The organism is Vibrio sp. nBUS_14, assembly GCF_051201655.1.
Taxonomy (GTDB): Bacteria; Pseudomonadota; Gammaproteobacteria; order Enterobacterales; family Vibrionaceae; genus Vibrio.
The window spans coordinates 1,472,063-1,489,442 of the sequence record NZ_CP179206.1 but is presented as its reverse complement, the minus strand read 5'-3'; the positions used below and the strand labels follow the sequence as shown (position 1 = coordinate 1,489,442).

Here is a 17,380-nt window from a genome sequence, read left to right as displayed (position 1 = left end):
GTAGTTTGCTAATTTAGCAAAAGCGCTGGCAGATAAATGTCCAAAAATCAGTTTCAAATCTGAGCAGATGAAGAAGCTAAAGGCATCATTCGTAAAGCTTATCTCGCAACTAATAGTCGAGTATGTTCGTTGACTTCTAAAAGAGCCCAATGGTGGCTCCTCTGCAATTGAATTATATTACCGCCAGTGATTCTGGAAGCGAGAACTAAGGAGGCCGCCATGGAGCGCTTCAAGGGAAGTGGCGATTGCTCAAGCTCTGCACCATCCGCAGAGTACCAATAGGCGTGATACTTACTGTGCCTCATGACTATCAAATTCTCGGCTTATAATCTGGTTTAATTTTTTACTAAAGTTACCTCTGTTGACACCCAAAATTCTTGCCGCCTTTGATTGGTTACCGCGTGTGTGCGTTATCAACTCGGAAAATAATACATCAAGTACCGTTGGTGTTACCCAAGACATATCAGGTGTCTCTGATTTACTATCAAACCACGTCGGCGCTAATTCTTCTCGGAGAAGCTTTTGGATTTGGTTCTTATTGATAGGAGATAGATGGTCATTCATATTTGTTAGATTAGGCACTGGCAAGATTGGCATTGTTTGTTGAGTAAACCAAGTTTAACGCAAATTTTCTTGGCATGCACTTTCCCCTAGCTTTCTATCAGTGAGAACTTTGCTTCAGACTCACTGCTGAAAACATAGTTTGCCATACTTGTGATTATTCGTAGTTTGCTAATTTAGCAAAAGCGCTGGCAAATAAATGTCCAAAAACGTTTTAGCGCCACAAATATTTAGAATTGATGATGGGTGTGGTGACACATCGTTAGTTGCCCATACCATACGCAAATCTGGTATGGGTAACTCAACACATTATCTGAGGCAGATCTTTAAGTCTTGTCGTATATTGAGGTGATAAAAAATCTCGACTCATCTGCCAATTTTGCGTTGTACCTTGTGCTGCTAGAAAAACCGCATCGCGCCCAAACTTGGTATTGAGCGCATCAAGCGCTTTCATTAAAGCTGGACTCTCAGGTGAAGAGAACAGATCTATTTGTCTCTGCCTATCCGATACCAAACCAATGGCCCCTACACCGATTTTATAATATTGTACACCATCTCGATATAACCGCTCAGCTATTGACGACACTGCCGCCGTTAACCTGGTCGTATCACTTGTCGGATATTCAAACTTAAAAGTTTCCTTGAAGCTTTGAGGTACAGCATCATAAGGAGACGTGTTAGCAAACATCATGAGCATCGAGCATGCACTTTTCTGGTTGCGGGCTTTCTTGCCCACTGTCGCGACATGGAAAGCTAACGCTTGTTTTAACTCTTCAATTGTTGTGATCCGCTGGCCCACACTTCGAGTACTAAATATTTGCTGTTTATCAGCGCGACACTCATCCCAAACTTTGCAGGGCTCTCCTTTCAGCTCTCGTACCGTTCTTTCTACCTCGACATTAAACGAGCGTCTGGCTTGCTCTGGGGGCAAGTTAGCCAAATCGAGTGCCGAATGTATCCCCATCCATTGCAACCGCTTAGTCAACTTTCTTCCAATCCCCCAAACTTCAGACACCGGATGCATGGCTAAATATTGCTGTCTCTTCTGCTCAGAATCGATAATACAGACTCCTTGTAATGCTTTATCCACTTTTGCACTTCGGTTCGCCATTTTGGCTAACGTCAAGGTATGGCCAGCACCAAAACACACCGGTAATCGACATTCTTTCCAGACCGTTTGCCTAACTCGTTGGCCAAAAGCCTGTAAATCGGTTTCTACACAGTCACAGTGGCGCATGTCGAGAAAGCACTCATCGATGGAATAGATGTGACTGTTTGGTGCAAAAGCCGTGATTGTGGCCATCATCTTCGCTGACAAGTCCGCATACAAAGCGTAGTTCGAGGAAAACACGTGAATCGATTGTTGCTCTATTAAACCTTTCTGTTTGAAGTAAGGCTCAAACTTCTTGATACCGGCTTCTTTGGCCAAACGATTCGCCGCCACCACCGCGCCATCATTGTTTGATAACACTATGCAGGGTTGTTGCCGTAAATCAGGCCGAAAGACCTGCTCACAGGCCACGTACATCGCATTACAATCGATTAAGGCAAACACTACATGAACTCAGGAAGAGGCTTATGAAGGCGTATAGAACGTATCACTACCCCTTCAATAGAGAACGCGTCTTCAGGATGAATAGGGATCGGAGCGTAGGTTGCGTTAGCGGATAATAACAATCGCTGGCGAACATCAATAATTTTGCACATGAACGCGCCATTTAACGAGACGATGACGGTATCAAAGTGTTGAGCCTGTGGTTTTCTATCAATCACTAGTAAGTCGCCATTGTAAATCCCAACGTTTTCCATTGAATCTCCGTTCGCGTAAGCCAGGTAAGTCGCATTGGGGTTGTTTACTAATATTGAGTCGAGCGATACACCAAGCTCAACGTATTCTGCAGCAGGTGATTCCCATGATGTTAATGAGCAAGACATACTAGGGCGTGTTGATCTTTCGTGAGTGTTTTTTGAACAGCATGGTAAAGAGTTATAATTTGCTTCGCCAAAAGTAAAACCATAACCAATACCATGCCAAGAACAATGCTAACTGATATTCGCTGGGAACTGCTACTCCAAGTTATGAAAAGTACAGGTCGTATTTACGATAAAACTGAACATCGAATGACATTTGAAGGAATACTTTATCGAATGAGAACAGGTATTCCTTGGCGAGATTTACCCTCTGAGTTCGGAGAGTGGAGTACCGTTTACAGACGATTTAATCTTTGGTCAAAGAAAGGGATTTTAGATAATCTTTTCAAAAGCTTATCTAGCATGGCTGACTTTGAATGGGTATTTCTTGATGGCTCTATAGTTAGAGCGCATCAGCATAGTACAGGTGCAGCTACTGAAAGTTCAGAGCAAATAGGAAAAAGTCGCGGGGGCAACTCAACCAAAATTCACTTAGCTGTAGATAGTGGTGGCCTGCCGATTTGCTTTGATTTATCAGAGGGACAACGCCACGATATAGTGCATGCCGAAAGCTTAGTTGAGCAACTCGATGAAGTTAATACCATCGTTTGTGATAAAGGATATGACAGCGAACTTTTCGGTACTTTTGTTAAGGAACGTGGCGGAGAAACAGTAATTGCTAAACGCAATTACGGACAAGATATAGACAAAGACAGTATGGATTGGTGTCTATACAAGTATCGTCACTTGGTCGAAAATGCCTTTGGGAGAATTAAGCATTATCGAGCTATTTCAAGTAGATATGACAAGCTAGAAAGGAATTATGCCAGCATGTTATCACTGGCATTCATGTTAATGTGGCTACCGATGTATTGTTGAACACGGAATGTACAGCAAAGATCAACACGCCCTAGTAGGAGACAAAGGGAGGATATTCATAACTAAAGTCCGAACAATTTATTTTAACTGTATAAATATACAGCAATATGGACTGTTTGGTCAATTTTCAGAGATGGATGATGAGAAGCTTACAAGGTACGACACCGTTACGCATCACGCTCGAAAGCTAAGTTGAATATTAGCCAGATCGCGTCATACCAGTGGTGGTGGCCATAGAGCCCGAAAAATTTTTATTTCGCGCGGGTTAGCCGCGCTTGGTGCGTATTTCGGCTGATGTGACCCCTAGTTTCGTTTTTAATCGACCACCTTTTTAAGCCTCTCTTTTCTCTTCCTTAGTTTTACTCCAAGTGGTCGATTTAAGCCAGTTTTCTCATTGATTCCCCTCGTAACTCGATTCTATGACTTTGATGAACCAACCTATCTAAGATCGCATCAGCGATCGTCGAGTTGTCGATCATCTCGTGCCATTCTTTTACAGGTAGTTGGCTGATAATGATCGTACTGCACTCTTGGTATCTATCTTCTAGCACTTCGAGAAGATTACTTGCATGCTCTTGGCTGAGTTTTTCCATTCCCCAGTCATCGATAACCAACAGTTTTTTCTTAGACAAGCTCAGTAGTAGCTTTTGATAGCTGCCATCAAGGCGGCTACTACTCAGGTCATCAAGTAAACGATTTAGGCGATAATAACGACTTGGGCAGTGTTGCTCACACGCCTGCTCGGCGAGCGCACAAGCAACATAGGTTTTACCTGCACCTGTTGCACCTGTAATCAGGACATTCTGTCGCTTTTGTAAATAAGTGCCTGATAATAACTCTCCCATCATTGCTCTTTTTAAGCCTCGTTCTGGGCGGTAGTCCAGTTGATTACCGCTAGCGCTTAGGCGCAGCTTGGCTTGCCGTTTAAGTCGTTGGATTTTGGTTTGATCTCGGTTCACTATCTCATGATCAAGGAAAGGGCACGAATGTACTTTGTTAATTTGATGTAAACAAAACCGAAGCTCTGTAATCTTTGTCCCATACCGCTTTATTCATCTTCCTGGGTACTGACAAGTTCCCTTCGGATTTTCTAAACAAGTTCTGAACAAAACGTCTGCAACAAGCCATATTTAGTGCTGAATCTCCAGCATAAATACATTGTTCATCTTCTTTGAAAATAACGTCCAACGCCCAGTGCTGCTGGTTCTCGATGTGCCAGTGTTTTCTGGTCGCTTGTAAGGCTAACTCTAACGACAAGTGATCTGTGCAAATATAATACGATGTTTCATAACTTCCTTTCCCTTTGACACTTCTATCTCTCACCACTGCAACAACACTTTTAACGACAGACCACTTTTCTCTGAGTGCTTCACTGAAGGCTGCTGGGAGAACGTAAACCTCACGAACCTCTTTTCTGCCATGCCCTTTATCTTCGGTGATGTATGACTCTTGTTTATCTTCAGGCAAAGACCAATAGTCTTGGAATTGTGCATCCACTTCTGCAAGCAAACTGGGCTGATTCAGTTTGACTTGCACTAAGAAATCGCCACCTTTATCAACCACTTTATTCAGAGTTTCAACCTGACAATGCAGGGCATCAGCCGTTAATAGACATCCTTTTATATCTAAAGTATCTAACAGGTTTTTTATCGCTGTTAGCTCCGTCCCTTTGCCTTTACAGGGTTGATGTGTGAGGGTCAAACCTTCATCAACATCGAATGCCGAGACCATATAAAGGGGGTTATCTTGTTTGTTTGCTTTAGCACCTTTTAGTACCTTCCCGTCAACACTGATGATAGGTTGAGCATGCCTCTCTCTATGCAAATTAACCCAGCCCACCATAGCTTCTAAGAGTGTTTCAGGAACAATAGTCCTCATAATTGCTGCAATATTATGACGAGTAGGAAGGCCATTTTCGTAGGGGAAATACTCACGTAACCAGTCGATATTTCCTTCACCAAAATCCTTGATATCCGTCCACTTGTTTTGACCACAAAGCATGGCTGTTATGACAACAAAAGCGACTTCTATAACAGGGTAGACTTGGTTGATGTGCGAACGGGTATCTTTCACTTTTTTTAGCTGTTCAATGATAATCATGCGAGTTTCTCATATTTTTTATTTCATGATCTGATCGTGACTATCAGGAAAAGTTCCAATTGAAAATAAAGTTATTTATTTTCAATAACTAAAGTTCGATCCCGCCCTTTGATCAAGGATGAGTCCTAACCTTTCTTCAAAGCCAAGTTCAGCATAGGTCGCGGGGTGTATTCTTTGCTGTTCCAGTGCATCAGAAGCATGACTTAGGCGTAGTGATTTTAACTGTTGGATTATTGCGTCCATATTGTTTCTCCTAGTGGTAGTAGTTGGAACCACGAACATTAGTGTGTTTAAGGTTTGGTGTATCAGTGGAAGGCTGAGAGAGAGTGCCTTCACGATGGTTCTTCAATAAGTTTTTGACGAAGCCAAGGTATGGCTTCTCTGTCACTAAGGCATCTCGGCAAGCTTGTTCTAACCGTGCGTCTGAGTGCTTTTTGGCAAGACTTAGTAACCCAAAGCAACTTCTAAAGGCCAATGCTTCATGCTCTGGGCGTTTGAGCAACATCTGAGTCAGTTCACCTGTGGCTGGCCCAATAGATTTTCCCCAACGGATAAAACGCTCGGGTGTCCATGATTGGTATTGATGGTTGCTTGGCATATGCTCGTAAACGGTAGAGAGACCATATTCTTTTTGGCTTGTGCAGTGGTGAGCAACAATGCTCCCTTTGTGGTAGATACGTATTATTTGATGCGTTGCTTCAAGCTCAACTTGTTGCCCAACAAGTTGGTGCGGCACAGAGTAGAAGTGCTTTTTATATTGAATGTGATAATCAGGGGAGACGGTTGCTCGTTTAGTTTCGATATACACATATGGTTGCGATGGCAGTGGTTTTAACGCTGGACGGTCAACTTTGTTGAACAAGTCATGTCGATTGACACCAAGCTGCTTCATCTCTCGTTGGTTTAAGTCATGCATCAGCTTTCGGATAGCCAGGTTCAGCTCAGCCATTGTATAGAACACTTGGTGGCGAAGGCGCATCATTATCCAGCGCTCTACGATGAGAACTGCGTTCTCAGCTTTGGCTTTATCTTTAGGCTTGTAGGGCCTGGCTGGCATCACAGCAACGCCGTAATGTTGTGCCAGTTTTCGGTAGCTCTCATTGAGGATAGGGCTATGACGGTCTGCTTTCGTTATAGCAGATTTCAGATTATCAGGTACAAGTAGATTCGGAGCACCACCAAAGTGATTAAAGGTATTCACATGAGCCATGAGGAAGTGTTCAAGCCCTTGGCTCTCACTCGCCTCGACATAGGTGTAATTTGACGCCCCTAAAGTGGCGACAAATACCTGAGCATGTCTGCATTCTCCTGTATCTGGATTCACAACAGGGATCGTTGGGCCACAGTAGTCAATGAAGAGCTTGTCACCAGCATGGTGAAGTTGGCGCATACTGCGTTTTTGTGTCTTTAGCCAACGTCTATACAGTTCGCAGAACTGTGTATAGCCATAGGCTTTGTCTTGATGCTGATGACAATACTCTTCCCAAAGCAAAGCTTTAGTCATCCCTTTACGCTTCAATTCTAAGTAGCAGAGAGTGAAATCAGGCATCACTTTATGCTGAGAAGATGAGCGACCATCAAACAAAGCTTGGGTGACTTGATTTTCATGATGAGTCTCTTCCAGTGGCCACGTGAGGCCACTGGATTTAAATCGGGATAGATGCTGGGATACAGTGGAATGAGCAATATTGAGGCAAGCGGCGATCTGTCGATTAGAAAGATTGCACTCGTATCGGAGGCGTAATATTTCCTTAATTTTATTCATTGGCATTCTCTTTTTCGGCATGATTTATCCTTAGTGCTCTCAACATGAAAGACTCAGGTTAAACCTATTGATTTAAAAGAGAAAAGAGGTTTATTTCGGTAAATCGACCATCGATTTCGGAAACACACCGAAAAGTGGATGATTAAAACCGAAATGAGTGGTCGGTTAAAAACGGATTTGGTGGTCGATTAAAACCGAAATAGGCGGTCGGATAGCTCCGAAATATGCACTTGGATTCTATTAATGGCCAGAAGAACCTAGGTTGCCCAGCTAGTATTCCCAAATAGAGTCGAACAAAACAGTTGTCAGAAAATCGAATATGATAAGTTCATGAATAACGTTCAATATGGAAGGTCGCTTAGCATATTTCCCTCTCTTACCTGATCAAGTCAGAGCTGCATGATCACCATAAAAGTACCGAGCGGACTAGAAACGTTGAAAGTAGGGAAGTAATTTAGTTAAATTTAATGAGAGAACTTTAAGCTTTGCAATGAGCATAACTAAAGGCCTGACTCCGATATAAGACCGAATTCAGGCCTAAAAGCTGCCTAGTAAAAATAATCAACTTTGTGAGTTTTTTAAACAATAGGCTGTTTTAATATGAAATCTAACTATTTTTATTCATTGAAACGTGCTCGACAACAAAATCAGCCCAAACGCTAGGTTCATTCACTACCTCTGGCACTTGACAAAATAGACTCATACTAGACTCTGATTCTTGGCAGAATTCCTCTGAAAAAACGAGCCTATGATTTTGTAGAATGTGCAGTCTATCTTTAAATAAAATAGCCTCAACGTTAATTAAAACGTCAGCATGCTCTATTCCATTAACTTCATTTTTTATTATGACCTTGTCTCCATATATACTTACTGAATATTCGTCTTTTGCACCCTCATAATAAACAACATCATCGCCTTTACCACCGTCAATTAAGTTCGACCCTGAATTACCTGAAAGTAAGTTGGGGTGTTTATTACCAACTAGATTTGAATTCTTGGCCCCTGTTAATGATGCGAACATTAGATAGCGAGACTTATGAGTATATGGAATTTCAGCATCAAATTTTAAAGAAAATGTCCCCTCAAAATTATCGTCAATATAAGCAGTTGTGCTAAGGAACTCGGGTAAAAACTTCGACACCAGTTCAGTTCCGTAACTATCCATTGATTTTACATCTTTTCGGTCCTTAGCTGAATAAACTCCCCATGTACCAGTGTAAAAAGATGCGCCCCAGTAGCCATAATAAGTATCTATAACTGATGCAAAATACTCTTGAGACAAGCTACCTTCTTCTTCAAGCTCACTGTACCAATCACGACCTGGATTCCATATATTGTGATCGATGGCGTATTGAGTCGCTAAGTCTATTTCTCTTGCATAATTCGGAAGGACACCTTGAATATCAGGATCAGTTGTCGTGCCAATGCCGTAATCATGGACGAGGTGAAGTATCTCTTCAAAGGTAGCATCTCGCGGTGAGTTAGTTAGATAGGATTGGCTACCTTCAACAACCAATTCTTCTTCATAAAGTTCTTGCCCCTCTAAACTTAGAATCTCTTCGTCTTCTGTATCGAAAATACCATTCTCTTGATGATTACCATTAAGTAAGAGAAGTGTGGCGTTATTGCTAGCCATTTGTGACAAAATCATATCCTTATCACTGCCGTAACGGCTACCAGGAAAGTCAGTCAAATAAAACTCTAAAACTTCTACCGCACGCATGATTTGTAGGTCACTAATCCTGTTCTGAGCATAGATATGGACATACTCACCATTTTCGGCTTCTATACCGTAGTACTTACAAAACAGCTTTTTATGTATCTGACTTGAATCTAGAGGAAGAGTGGAAACTCCTTCTTCAATACCAAAATCTGAAATATTACAAGACTCTATCGGGGTGACATCAGCATATGATTTGATAGGAAGTAACATAGCCAAGCTCAAAAAAGTAACACTAAATCTCATATTTATACCAAACGTTAAAACACAAGCATCAATCATCACATGAATGATAATCATTATCAATATTGATGTTAGTAATGGATCTTATTCTTCACTCCAACGAATTTTGAAGAGAGTCGAGAACAGTGTAATGAAAGTTGCACACTGAGCTCTTAGGGAGAGTTCAATTAATAAAAAGTACCGTCCATTGATCAAAAATTTGTTATCTAAAAATATGCCAACTTTATTTATGTGGATATAGAACAGAGCGCATAATTAGGTAATTTAATTATTTTAAGCGTTGGTAACAAAATTGCACTCCTCCAAAATCTAACCCTACATTCACTCTTGTTAAGTAGCATCTCAGATATAAACTTCTCAAAAAAGAACTGGCCCAACTTCACATCGCTCAGCAATAAGTTGCGCTGTCACTTCTTCACCCTACTTTATCGAATTTAATACCTTTAATTGGGTCTTGCTTAACTTCACCCATTTCACCTGGTGCGGGGCAAGTCTCGTAGCAGCCACTAAAGCGTGATTCACCTCATTTTTTTGGTCAAAATTACCCATGCTAATACTGTCCTTTGCAAATATGATCTCGATGGCTTTTACTTATTGATCTAACTGATCATTTTTAATGTGAACGTTTTTTAAAAATCAGCTATAAAACAGTCTCGCCAGCAATTTTTTAGCCAAGAATGATACGTTTTAAGGACTTCTGACTTCTGCAGTTCGATGTAAGTGTGGATATACGCTTGCTCCAGTTTTCCCTTTGCATGATTCAACAGTGTTTCTGCAACCAGGTAATCAATCCCGATATCAGCCCATACCGTACGCGCTAACTTTCTTAAGTCATGACCCGTCCATTGACCATTCGCTATGGCTCTAATCATCTGAGTCGCATCAGCACTTGATATTGGCCTCAAGTCTCGCTTAGAAGAAGGAAAGAGATTGTTCCCTTTGTAATGATTCGCCAATTACCAAGCTTTATAGGCCTGCAGCAAACTGACCCATTCATCGGTGAGTGGATATAAGATCTCTTTTCTTGTCTTCGCATCACGTATCGGGACCTTCCAACGCTTGGTCACAAAACAAATGTTGCACCACTTCGCTTTGCGCGTTTCACCAATGCGGGTACCGTGGCTAACCATCATCAAGCACAACATCCGAGTTAATGGCTCGGCGTGACTAAACTGCTCAAGTAAGCCAGGTGTATGTCCGACGAGCAAGTTACAGCCCTTTGGTTTGATTTTGGCCTTCACAAAGTCAGTAAACACCATGTCATTGAGCGGGTTATGACCGATTTTGTTCATCTTTTTCGCCTGGTTGAATGCCACTTTTAACGCCTGAAATATCGAGCGAATATAACTGATGGAGTATAGACCCTCACGTAACGGCTTCATCAACTGTTTTTCAATCTCACGATGAGAAAGCCCCGCTATCTCGACACCGTGAAGACGGGAAATGAGGTGTGAGTCAATCATGGCCTTAAGCGAACTCAGCCGCTACTTGGATAAGTGGCCGTTTCGCGTCTCCATATCTAGTTCCAAAGAATCCCACAAACGCCTTCACGTGGTTTGTATATCCGATAACGAAGCCTATAGATCTCCCTCACAGCATGAGTTGTCTCAAGAGTTAGGCTCATTGCGACCTTAAGAAACAGTGGCGCTGCATCGTAGATCTTTTGATAGTTTTCGATATCTAGGTCGTGGCGGGCTTTTGTGTAATCTTCTCTGGTCAATCGACGCTGTTTTTTATTGAGTACAAAATTACTCTCAATAGCGCTCTCATCAGCAAGGTAGGAAAATACCTTTTTAAGATTACTGATCTTATTGTTGAGCTGACGATTACTTAACTCTGAATAGTATTTCGAAAGGAACTCATTGATGTGCTGTAACTTGATCGATTTGGTTGGCAACCGCCCCATAAACTCATCAAGGCGGTAACAGTCCCTTTCCAAATTTCGATAAACGTCTTTGGAAAGCCGTTCTTCTTTCTTCACACGAGACAACACTAATGGAAGCCACTCTTTTAAAGGCCGATTGAATTTGTCCTTTCGGCCTTTAGAGACAGCTTTGCGAAATGGGGTCATCTCAGAAAGGGAAAACGCGCTTCCTAGCTCAGGACGATATTGCAAGTTATAAACATGTGCAGCTTGTATCGCTTCTTGCTCTACAGTCCCGATAGGAAATAGCTTCTTCACACCATCTACGGTTGTAAACCGAAATCGAGATTGACCCCTATGGCTCATTTTCACCAAGAATGGAGGGTAATGAGCCGTTTCTTTGCTTCTAGCTCTACCCACCATTTATGACTCCAAGAATCTCAGAAGTTCACTCACCCTGTCTGCAGGGTTCCCTATCTGCAGGGTTCCCTATCTCGTCGTCAACACAAACTAAATATCGGCCCGTTGGCGTTCTAGTACCCTCAAGCTTGCCGTGTTTAATCCAGTTTATGATGGTGGTATTGCATATCCCTGAGTCAGGGTAAAACTCATCAATAAATTGTCTAGGTCTGATTTTACGCGTCGCCATGTCGTTCTCCTTACCTTTCTCACTACATGAAAATTAAGATTTTTCATCTACTGGTAGAAAAACTATGCACGATTTTTTCAGTGACATTCTATTTGCGCAGCAATTAACGAAAAGGATTCCCGAAGCGTAAAATGATTCAACGAATCGATTTCAAGCCCACTTTAGGGTGGACTAATACAGTAGTACCAAGTTGCTAATCTATTGATTTTATTTGACTATTTCATTGGCCTTTTTAATCGTTTTTTAGGTCAATTAGAGCTTAATTACCAGCTCTAAATGCGTGAAATTCATATAAATCAATACCATACAGCTAAGGTTACTACCAACATCGGGGTCTCACCGTTTCTGGAGTTTAGAAAATCGAGGAATATTATGATTGTTCATAACCTTAGACGATAAATGGGTAAATAGTGAAAGCACGAAAGAGCACTATCGTGACAATATACAGTGCTCACATGGCTTGTTATTCACTCTTATAAGCCCTCACGACACCTCTCTCCATACCGCGATCCAATATTATAAGATTCTTGTTGAGTGTGATTTAAGAATATCTGCACACGTCGATTCATTAAGCTCAAACAATCCGTTTTCAAAAAAAGCAAGCTGAGCTTCATTCATATAATCCGTCTCGGACGCAGCAACAATCTCTTCTTCTGTCATGACATGGGTTTTCTCTTAGTTCATAGAACCATCACACTAGATAAGAGTCCGATCTCCTTTGTTGCGTACATCTGAGCCTCTATAACTTAAAAGCGAATAAAGGCGCCAATAAGGTGCAGTGCCCGACACAGTAATAAAATGCTTGATGCCAGAGTTAAGATCACCGATCACCCCTGGTGTTATATTATAACATTACACTAATAAAAAGAGCACGAGCATGAACACCCAAAAACTCCCTGTTACGGTTTTATCCGGCTTTCTCGGCGTAGGAAAAACAACCGTTTTAAGTCATATTCTTAACAACAGACAAGGCAGAAAAGTTGCGGTCATCGTCAACGACATGAGTGAAATCAACATCGATGCAGCGACCGTTCAGAATGAAGTTTCTCTCAACCACAGTGAAGAAAAGTTGGTTGAAATGAGTAACGGCTGTATCTGCTGTACCCTGCGTGAGGATTTACTTGAAGAAGTCACCAAACTCGCTCAAGAAGGTAGGTTCGATTACTTAGTGATCGAGTCCACTGGCATCGCTGAGCCACTTCCCGTTGCAGAGACTTTCACCTTCGCTGATGAGAATGGGCTTTCGCTTTCAGACGTTGCCCGTTTAGACACAATGGTAACAGTGGTTGATGCCATCAACAACATTTGGCAAGAACCTTATGGCGATATGCGACAAGAATTGGTGTTTATTGGTCAAGGATTAGAACGAGAGAAATTAATTGCCCGTCTCAACGAATGTTTGTTAACGGAAGATGAAATGGAGCAAGGACGCGACTATTGGTTATCTTTGGAAGACCCATTCCCTGATTGGGAAGAGCAAACAGCTTAGATAAAAAGCCTCCCGCTATTCGGGAGGCTTTCATGTTTTATGAGGCAAATTCAGTAAATCCGTTATTGGAACAAGCCAAGAGTCAACAACTTGACGACGTAGTATTCACCAGTGTACTTATAGTATCTTCTTCTGGCTTAACTTAGCTATTTTCTTTGGCCACGGATCTTCAAACGTCGCCCCTTGCTGCCACAACTCCAATTCCGTATAAGTCAAAAAGCATTTTTCCAGTGCATCGATAAAGGCGTCGACTTCATCTTCTTGTCCAATCACCGTTAATCGACAACGACGATCACCAAAACGGCTTTCAACACTGTCTATCTTACCTTGCAGAATTTGACGATGTTCCTCAGTAAAGTTTTGTGATTCATCATTGATCACCGAAGCACGCCAAAAGCCTGTAATTTCAAGACCAACATTGCCGTTCGCTTGGCTCCAAAGCAATGAAACATCATCTCGAGTAGGGAACCAAAAGAACCCTTTGCTACGAAATACGCCTTTCGTTAAATGCTGTTGGCACGTATTCCATAAACGCGCAGGATGAAATGGACGATCATCTTTGATCACTTTCGCAACAAGGCTTTGTTCGTCTTTATCTGATAGATTTAGCGGTTCATTCACTGTCTCACGAAGTTCAGCGGTTAACTGTTCCACTAAGGCAAAGTTATAGCCTTGCTTATCTTTTAACGTGCGGATATCCAAGTTTCCCCATGAAGTTTTGATTATCTCGGAGTACACATTGAGCGGGTGAATCGCCTGCGCAATGTTGCGAACGGCATTGTCATCCACTTTGTCTGTTTTGGTTAGCATGATACGGTTTGAGAACATGATTTGCTCAACCAACAAGTTTTCTACACCACGAACACCTTGCTGCACATTCTCCTGCCACTTCGGAATTAAAGCGGAGCCTTGTCGATATTCATCTCGCAGCCAAGTCGCATCCACTAACGTAATCACGTCTTTGAGTGCAAATTGCGCGTTGTTTTTGAAGTACTCTACCAAAGGCAAAGGATGGCTACTACCCGACGTTTCAATCACAATCCATTCTGGCAACTTTTCCGCAAAGAGCTTTTTAAGCGCTTTATCGAGGTGCTTTACACCACTCGGGCTGCTGATGCTATCTCCACTGATCGTGACGAAGTTGCCCTGCTCTTCACTCACCGCATCTGTGTTTAAGATAAGCACGCCATCGATATCCAACTCACTCATGTCATTCACAATCACGGACAGGTCATCGCCGGAATAATCGGTTTGTTGAAGAATGTTGCGTAAAAACGTGGTTTTCCCTGACCCGAGAAACCCATGCAAAATGGTGACTGGAATTAACGACATACCTTTGACCTAAAAGCTTGAACAAAATAAACGTTATAACATAACAATTAATTATGTAGAAGTAATCCTGTGCAGTCTTAGTTAAATAACTGACAAAATGTTAAAGATCATAGAAACAGGTTTTACGTGAGCTAAAGTACACAGAGTATCGAAATACATACCAATATAAATTCAACTCCAACCAAGTGGTTTAGGTTATTGTGTTTACTGCTGTCGGTGTTTATCTGACGAAGCTTTAGAGAAACATCCCCACACGCCCTACTTCTTTCAAAGCAACACCATCAGCACTGATACCGACAGGCGAAAAATTCAGTGGATACCACGCGATGCTGTCTGCTTCTTGTGCTGTGATTTCACCTTGCCATTGGGTTACCACAAAGTAATGAATAAGCTGTAACTCTTTTGTTGGGTGATAGAGCGAACATAAGAATGTGTATTCAGTTGGAATAACGTTTAGCTCTTCGTTAAGCTCTCGAAACAATGCTTGAATTTGATTTTCACCCTGCTCTATATGTCCACCAGGTATTGTTATTAAGCCGGGGTCAGTGTCCTTAGAATCGCTGCGCTTCTCTAACAACACTTGTGATTCATTGAGCAAGATAAAAGAGACACACTCATGGATATCCATCGATTTTTCCTTAGGCCAAAGTTTAGATAATTAGACTTTCTTTACGACAACAGAGCCTGCGATGAAATCATGAATCGCTCTACGTTTGTGATTAAATAGCATGGAAATGAACTCTAAAAGAATCCAACCAATCATTGCATAACCAACAAAAATAAAGGCTCTGCCTTGCTCTAAACTTTCCCAAGTCTGGCCGTAGAAAGACAGTTGCGCGTAGGCATAGAGACTAAAGGGTATAAGCATGATTGGGACAATATCTCTCATACAAGACTGTTTGAGGGTTAGGTTTCGGCTTTCAGATACATCCACTACTTTCACTCGGGTGACCATTTTACCGATTGTTTGCCCAAATTTAGCGTGCATGCATACGTAGTAAGTGATGCCAATTAGTGAATTCACCACTCCCCAAGTAAAAACACAACTTGAACTTATCACGCCAGAAAGTACGTAGTCGTCTATCCACTCCAAAGGCAAAAATACGATTGCATCTATCCAGATAGCAAAGAAGCGTCTCCAGAAATTAGAATACTTATTGGTGTACATTTTTTTTCCTTGATCTCTATTGGCAATAAAGCACAGACCCTACAACACATCAGTTTTTAATACATTCAACCAGTAATGATTTATCAAACAAATTCTAAGCGGTGTGCATATACCAATGATTCCCTCATCAATTTTCAGGCTAAATGACGCTCACGACAAGTTCTTGCTCAGTCTTTCATACAACTCCAAGGCTTTAACTTTAGAGGTTAATTGCCCAAGAGCGTATTGATGTGCTAACTCAATATCGTCACTTTGTTCTGGATAATAACGCTTGGCTACTGCAGTACACTGGCTCAGGTTGGTGTACCAACTTGCGTCTTTCTCAGCGACAAAGTAGTACGCCGCCCGCACTAACTTCTTGCCAATCACTTTAGCGGCATCCGCATCAGTCATTGTTTTAAAGGCCGGACTCATTTGCTCCTGAAAGGTAGACAAGTCACCATTAAGCGCTTGGGCTATTTCACGACTAGGTTTGTAGCGCGGAAAATCAATAGATAAATCATTACCCCAAATACAACAGCAACAGTGCTTGAGCCAAAACTGCCAATGGAATTTTTCTTGTGGCTGCAGCACTTCTGAGAGAAAGCCAGGGTCGATATCAAGCTTACTGACTTGGGGGTATGTTTTGGGAATGGTGTCAGAAAGGTGCTGGAATACTCGCCTCTCTCTTTGGCCAATAGGCGTATTGAGTACGATAGAAACATCCAAATCCGATCTACCAACAACCGCCGTGCCTCTCGGCACACTTCCGTATAGGTAAATACCATCAATTTGATTCGGAAGGTCGCTTAACAACGAATCAACAACGGCACTTACAACCTCTTGGAATTCGGGATCGATATTCCTAGGAGAGTATAGGTTTTCGATGAACCCGTCTTTGTCGATACCTCTAGATTGATTTAGCATGCCACTTTCCAGTTAGATTAAGATCCGTTTCACAGCCCGAGATAGTACATAGAACAATGCCACTCTCTTTGGAGTTTGCACTGATCACGAGCTCTCCTTGCGAATTCCAAATCGAACTCTTACCACACGTTTCCCAGCCTCCCGTCACAGAGGTATGGTTGCTCAGTAATACTGGTATACCGTGTTCCGACGCAATTCCCGATAAGATTTTAGAATCCGGTTCAAAGCCATTCTCAGAGATTAAAGCGCTCGCTAAATAGATATCAGCACCCAGATGTTTGGCTCGTCGGGAGTGATCCGCCTCTATGAAGTCAGCACATACTGCTAGCGCGATTTTATGACCGTTGACATTAAATACATAGTCAACATCGCCAGTGGAGCAGTATTCACCTTCACCATCATGCAGGTGCTGTTTAGAGTAGAACTCAACCCGACCATCAGGAAAGCAAACAACAGCACCTATGGTGGGATGGGATAAGTCTGGAACTCGCAGGGGACAACCAGCCACAACAATCATCTCACTTTGAACCGAAGCACGAGATAATTCTTCAAAATTTGATGGTTCAAGAGACAACGCAAACTCTTGGGCCAAATCAAGCTCATAGCCAATCAGTGATAGCTCGGGGAAAACAACCACATCCGCATTGTAATTTGAAGATTGCTCTATCATTTTTAGATGTTGCTTTAGGTTTTCTCTCCAGTTGCCTCTTATGACAGGAATTTGGGCCAAACTGATAGTGACACTCATTTCAAACTTCTCCAAAAAACAGAAACTGCTACAGAAACCTCTACA

Annotated in this window: 17 protein-coding genes and 4 pseudogenes; 2 read left to right on the top strand and 19 right to left on the bottom strand. The window is 42.1% G+C overall.

What is annotated here, in order from left to right; genetic code table 11:
* Positions 1-291: 291 nt before the first annotated feature.
* From ACMAZD_RS07040 to ACMAZD_RS07030, 3 genes are all read right to left on the bottom strand, one after another.
* Entirely contained in the window at positions 292-564 is a 273-nt protein-coding gene (locus tag ACMAZD_RS07040) for a helix-turn-helix domain-containing protein (protein ID WP_435249063.1), read from the bottom strand.
* 298 nt (positions 565-862) lie between these two features.
* Positions 863-2,116 (bottom strand): Y-family DNA polymerase, encoded by a 1,254-nt coding sequence (locus tag ACMAZD_RS07035; RefSeq protein WP_435249062.1) that lies wholly within the window; start codon positions 2,114-2,116, stop codon positions 863-865.
* Positions 2,116-2,496, bottom strand: a complete 381-nt coding sequence (locus tag ACMAZD_RS07030) for a LexA family protein (RefSeq protein WP_435249061.1) — start codon at positions 2,494-2,496, stop codon at positions 2,116-2,118. The genes ACMAZD_RS07035 and ACMAZD_RS07030 overlap by 1 nt, the downstream gene beginning before the upstream one ends.
* 93 nt (positions 2,497-2,589) lie before the next feature.
* Here ACMAZD_RS07030 and ACMAZD_RS07025 point away from each other — a divergent pair, with 93 nt between their 5' ends.
* Positions 2,590-3,351, top strand: coding sequence for an IS5 family transposase (locus ACMAZD_RS07025; RefSeq protein WP_435249060.1), 762 nt, complete (start codon positions 2,590-2,592; stop codon positions 3,349-3,351).
* Between the two features lie 377 nt (positions 3,352-3,728).
* On the opposite strand, the pseudogene istB reads toward ACMAZD_RS07025, so the two are convergent.
* From istB to ACMAZD_RS06970, 11 genes and pseudogenes are all read right to left on the bottom strand, one after another.
* Positions 3,729-4,325, bottom strand: a pseudogene (istB, locus tag ACMAZD_RS07020) (IS21-like element helper ATPase IstB); the annotation flags it as partial.
* A gap of 22 nt (positions 4,326-4,347) precedes the next feature.
* On the bottom strand, positions 4,348-5,451 hold the full coding sequence (locus tag ACMAZD_RS07015; protein WP_435247249.1) for an ISAs1 family transposase: 1,104 nt from the start codon (positions 5,449-5,451) through the stop codon (positions 4,348-4,350).
* An 81-nt stretch (positions 5,452-5,532) separates the two neighbouring features.
* Positions 5,533-5,694 carry a hypothetical protein gene (locus tag ACMAZD_RS07010; RefSeq protein ID WP_435249059.1) on the bottom strand — a complete coding sequence of 54 codons (162 nt, stop codon included), beginning with the start codon at positions 5,692-5,694 and terminating at the stop codon, positions 5,533-5,535.
* Between the two features lie 10 nt (positions 5,695-5,704).
* The gene (istA, locus tag ACMAZD_RS07005) at positions 5,705-7,237 is read right to left on the bottom strand and encodes an IS21 family transposase (RefSeq protein ID WP_435247818.1); all 1,533 of its coding nucleotides are present in this window, start codon (positions 7,235-7,237) and stop codon (positions 5,705-5,707) included.
* A 586-nt stretch (positions 7,238-7,823) separates the two neighbouring features.
* Complete coding sequence (locus ACMAZD_RS07000) at positions 7,824-9,236, bottom strand: hypothetical protein (protein ID WP_435249058.1); 1,413 nt, start codon at positions 9,234-9,236, stop codon at positions 7,824-7,826.
* Positions 9,237-9,447: 211 nt separating this feature from the next.
* Positions 9,448-9,728: pseudogene (locus tag ACMAZD_RS06995) on the bottom strand (MarR family transcriptional regulator).
* Between the two features lie 80 nt (positions 9,729-9,808).
* Entirely contained in the window at positions 9,809-10,135 is a 327-nt protein-coding gene (locus ACMAZD_RS06990) for a hypothetical protein (RefSeq protein ID WP_435249057.1), read from the bottom strand.
* Positions 10,136-10,642, bottom strand: a complete 507-nt coding sequence (locus ACMAZD_RS06985) for a tyrosine-type recombinase/integrase (RefSeq protein ID WP_435249056.1) — start codon at positions 10,640-10,642, stop codon at positions 10,136-10,138.
* A gap of 59 nt (positions 10,643-10,701) precedes the next feature.
* Positions 10,702-11,466 (bottom strand): annotated as a pseudogene (locus tag ACMAZD_RS06980) (site-specific integrase); the annotation flags it as partial.
* A pseudogene (locus ACMAZD_RS06975) lies at positions 11,467-11,692 on the bottom strand (hypothetical protein).
* Between the two features lie 516 nt (positions 11,693-12,208).
* Positions 12,209-12,352 (bottom strand): hypothetical protein, encoded by a 144-nt coding sequence (locus ACMAZD_RS06970; RefSeq protein ID WP_435249055.1) that lies wholly within the window; start codon positions 12,350-12,352, stop codon positions 12,209-12,211.
* A 217-nt stretch (positions 12,353-12,569) separates the two neighbouring features.
* Between ACMAZD_RS06970 and ACMAZD_RS06965 the strand changes: the two genes are divergently transcribed.
* Entirely contained in the window at positions 12,570-13,181 is a 612-nt protein-coding gene (locus ACMAZD_RS06965; RefSeq protein ID WP_435249054.1) for a GTP-binding protein, read from the top strand.
* A 117-nt stretch (positions 13,182-13,298) separates the two neighbouring features.
* On the opposite strand, the gene ACMAZD_RS06960 is transcribed toward ACMAZD_RS06965, so the two are convergent.
* The 5 genes from ACMAZD_RS06960 to ACMAZD_RS06940 form a co-directional block, all read right to left on the bottom strand.
* A complete protein-coding gene (locus ACMAZD_RS06960) occupies positions 13,299-14,513 on the bottom strand; it encodes a CobW family GTP-binding protein (protein ID WP_435249053.1) in 1,215 nt (404 codons plus the stop codon).
* A 235-nt stretch (positions 14,514-14,748) separates the two neighbouring features.
* Positions 14,749-15,141: an NUDIX hydrolase gene (locus ACMAZD_RS06955; RefSeq protein WP_435249052.1), complete on the bottom strand. Its 393-nt coding sequence runs from the start codon at positions 15,139-15,141 to the stop codon at positions 14,749-14,751.
* Positions 15,142-15,171: 30 nt separating this feature from the next.
* On the bottom strand, positions 15,172-15,681 hold the full coding sequence (locus ACMAZD_RS06950; RefSeq protein ID WP_435249051.1) for an RDD family protein: 510 nt from the start codon (positions 15,679-15,681) through the stop codon (positions 15,172-15,174).
* A gap of 150 nt (positions 15,682-15,831) precedes the next feature.
* Positions 15,832-16,587, bottom strand: coding sequence for a nucleotidyltransferase domain-containing protein (locus ACMAZD_RS06945; RefSeq protein WP_435249050.1), 756 nt, complete (start codon positions 16,585-16,587; stop codon positions 15,832-15,834).
* Positions 16,571-17,335: a carbon-nitrogen hydrolase family protein gene (locus tag ACMAZD_RS06940; RefSeq protein WP_435249049.1), complete on the bottom strand. Its 765-nt coding sequence runs from the start codon at positions 17,333-17,335 to the stop codon at positions 16,571-16,573. Before ACMAZD_RS06940 ends, ACMAZD_RS06945 begins: the two co-directional genes overlap by 17 nt.
* Positions 17,336-17,380: the final 45 nt, after the last annotated feature.

Excerpts from the sequence above, each read along its gene's own strand:
- ACMAZD_RS07040 (WP_435249063.1), bottom strand. The coding sequence starts at position 564 with ATGAATGACCATCTATCTCCTATCAATAAGAACCAAATCCAAAAGCTT.
- ACMAZD_RS07030 (WP_435249061.1), bottom strand. The coding sequence starts at position 2,496 with ATGTCTTGCTCATTAACATCATGGGAATCACCTGCTGCAGAATACGTT.
- ACMAZD_RS07025 (WP_435249060.1), top strand. The coding sequence starts at position 2,590 with ATGCCAAGAACAATGCTAACTGATATTCGCTGGGAACTGCTACTCCAA.
- ACMAZD_RS07015 (WP_435247249.1), bottom strand. The coding sequence starts at position 5,451 with ATGATTATCATTGAACAGCTAAAAAAAGTGAAAGATACCCGTTCGCAC.
- ACMAZD_RS07010 (WP_435249059.1), bottom strand. The coding sequence starts at position 5,694 with ATGGACGCAATAATCCAACAGTTAAAATCACTACGCCTAAGTCATGCT.
- istA (WP_435247818.1), bottom strand. The coding sequence starts at position 7,237 with ATGCCGAAAAAGAGAATGCCAATGAATAAAATTAAGGAAATATTACGC.
- ACMAZD_RS07000 (WP_435249058.1), bottom strand. The coding sequence starts at position 9,236 with ATGATTATCATTCATGTGATGATTGATGCTTGTGTTTTAACGTTTGGT.
- ACMAZD_RS06985 (WP_435249056.1), bottom strand. The coding sequence starts at position 10,642 with ATGATTGACTCACACCTCATTTCCCGTCTTCACGGTGTCGAGATAGCG.
- ACMAZD_RS06970 (WP_435249055.1), bottom strand. The coding sequence starts at position 12,352 with ATGACAGAAGAAGAGATTGTTGCTGCGTCCGAGACGGATTATATGAAT.
- ACMAZD_RS06965 (WP_435249054.1), top strand. The coding sequence starts at position 12,570 with ATGAACACCCAAAAACTCCCTGTTACGGTTTTATCCGGCTTTCTCGGC.
- ACMAZD_RS06960 (WP_435249053.1), bottom strand. The coding sequence starts at position 14,513 with ATGTCGTTAATTCCAGTCACCATTTTGCATGGGTTTCTCGGGTCAGGG.
- ACMAZD_RS06955 (WP_435249052.1), bottom strand. The coding sequence starts at position 15,141 with ATGGATATCCATGAGTGTGTCTCTTTTATCTTGCTCAATGAATCACAA.
- ACMAZD_RS06950 (WP_435249051.1), bottom strand. The coding sequence starts at position 15,681 with ATGTACACCAATAAGTATTCTAATTTCTGGAGACGCTTCTTTGCTATC.
- ACMAZD_RS06945 (WP_435249050.1), bottom strand. The coding sequence starts at position 16,587 with ATGCTAAATCAATCTAGAGGTATCGACAAAGACGGGTTCATCGAAAAC.
- ACMAZD_RS06940 (WP_435249049.1), bottom strand. The coding sequence starts at position 17,335 with ATGAGTGTCACTATCAGTTTGGCCCAAATTCCTGTCATAAGAGGCAAC.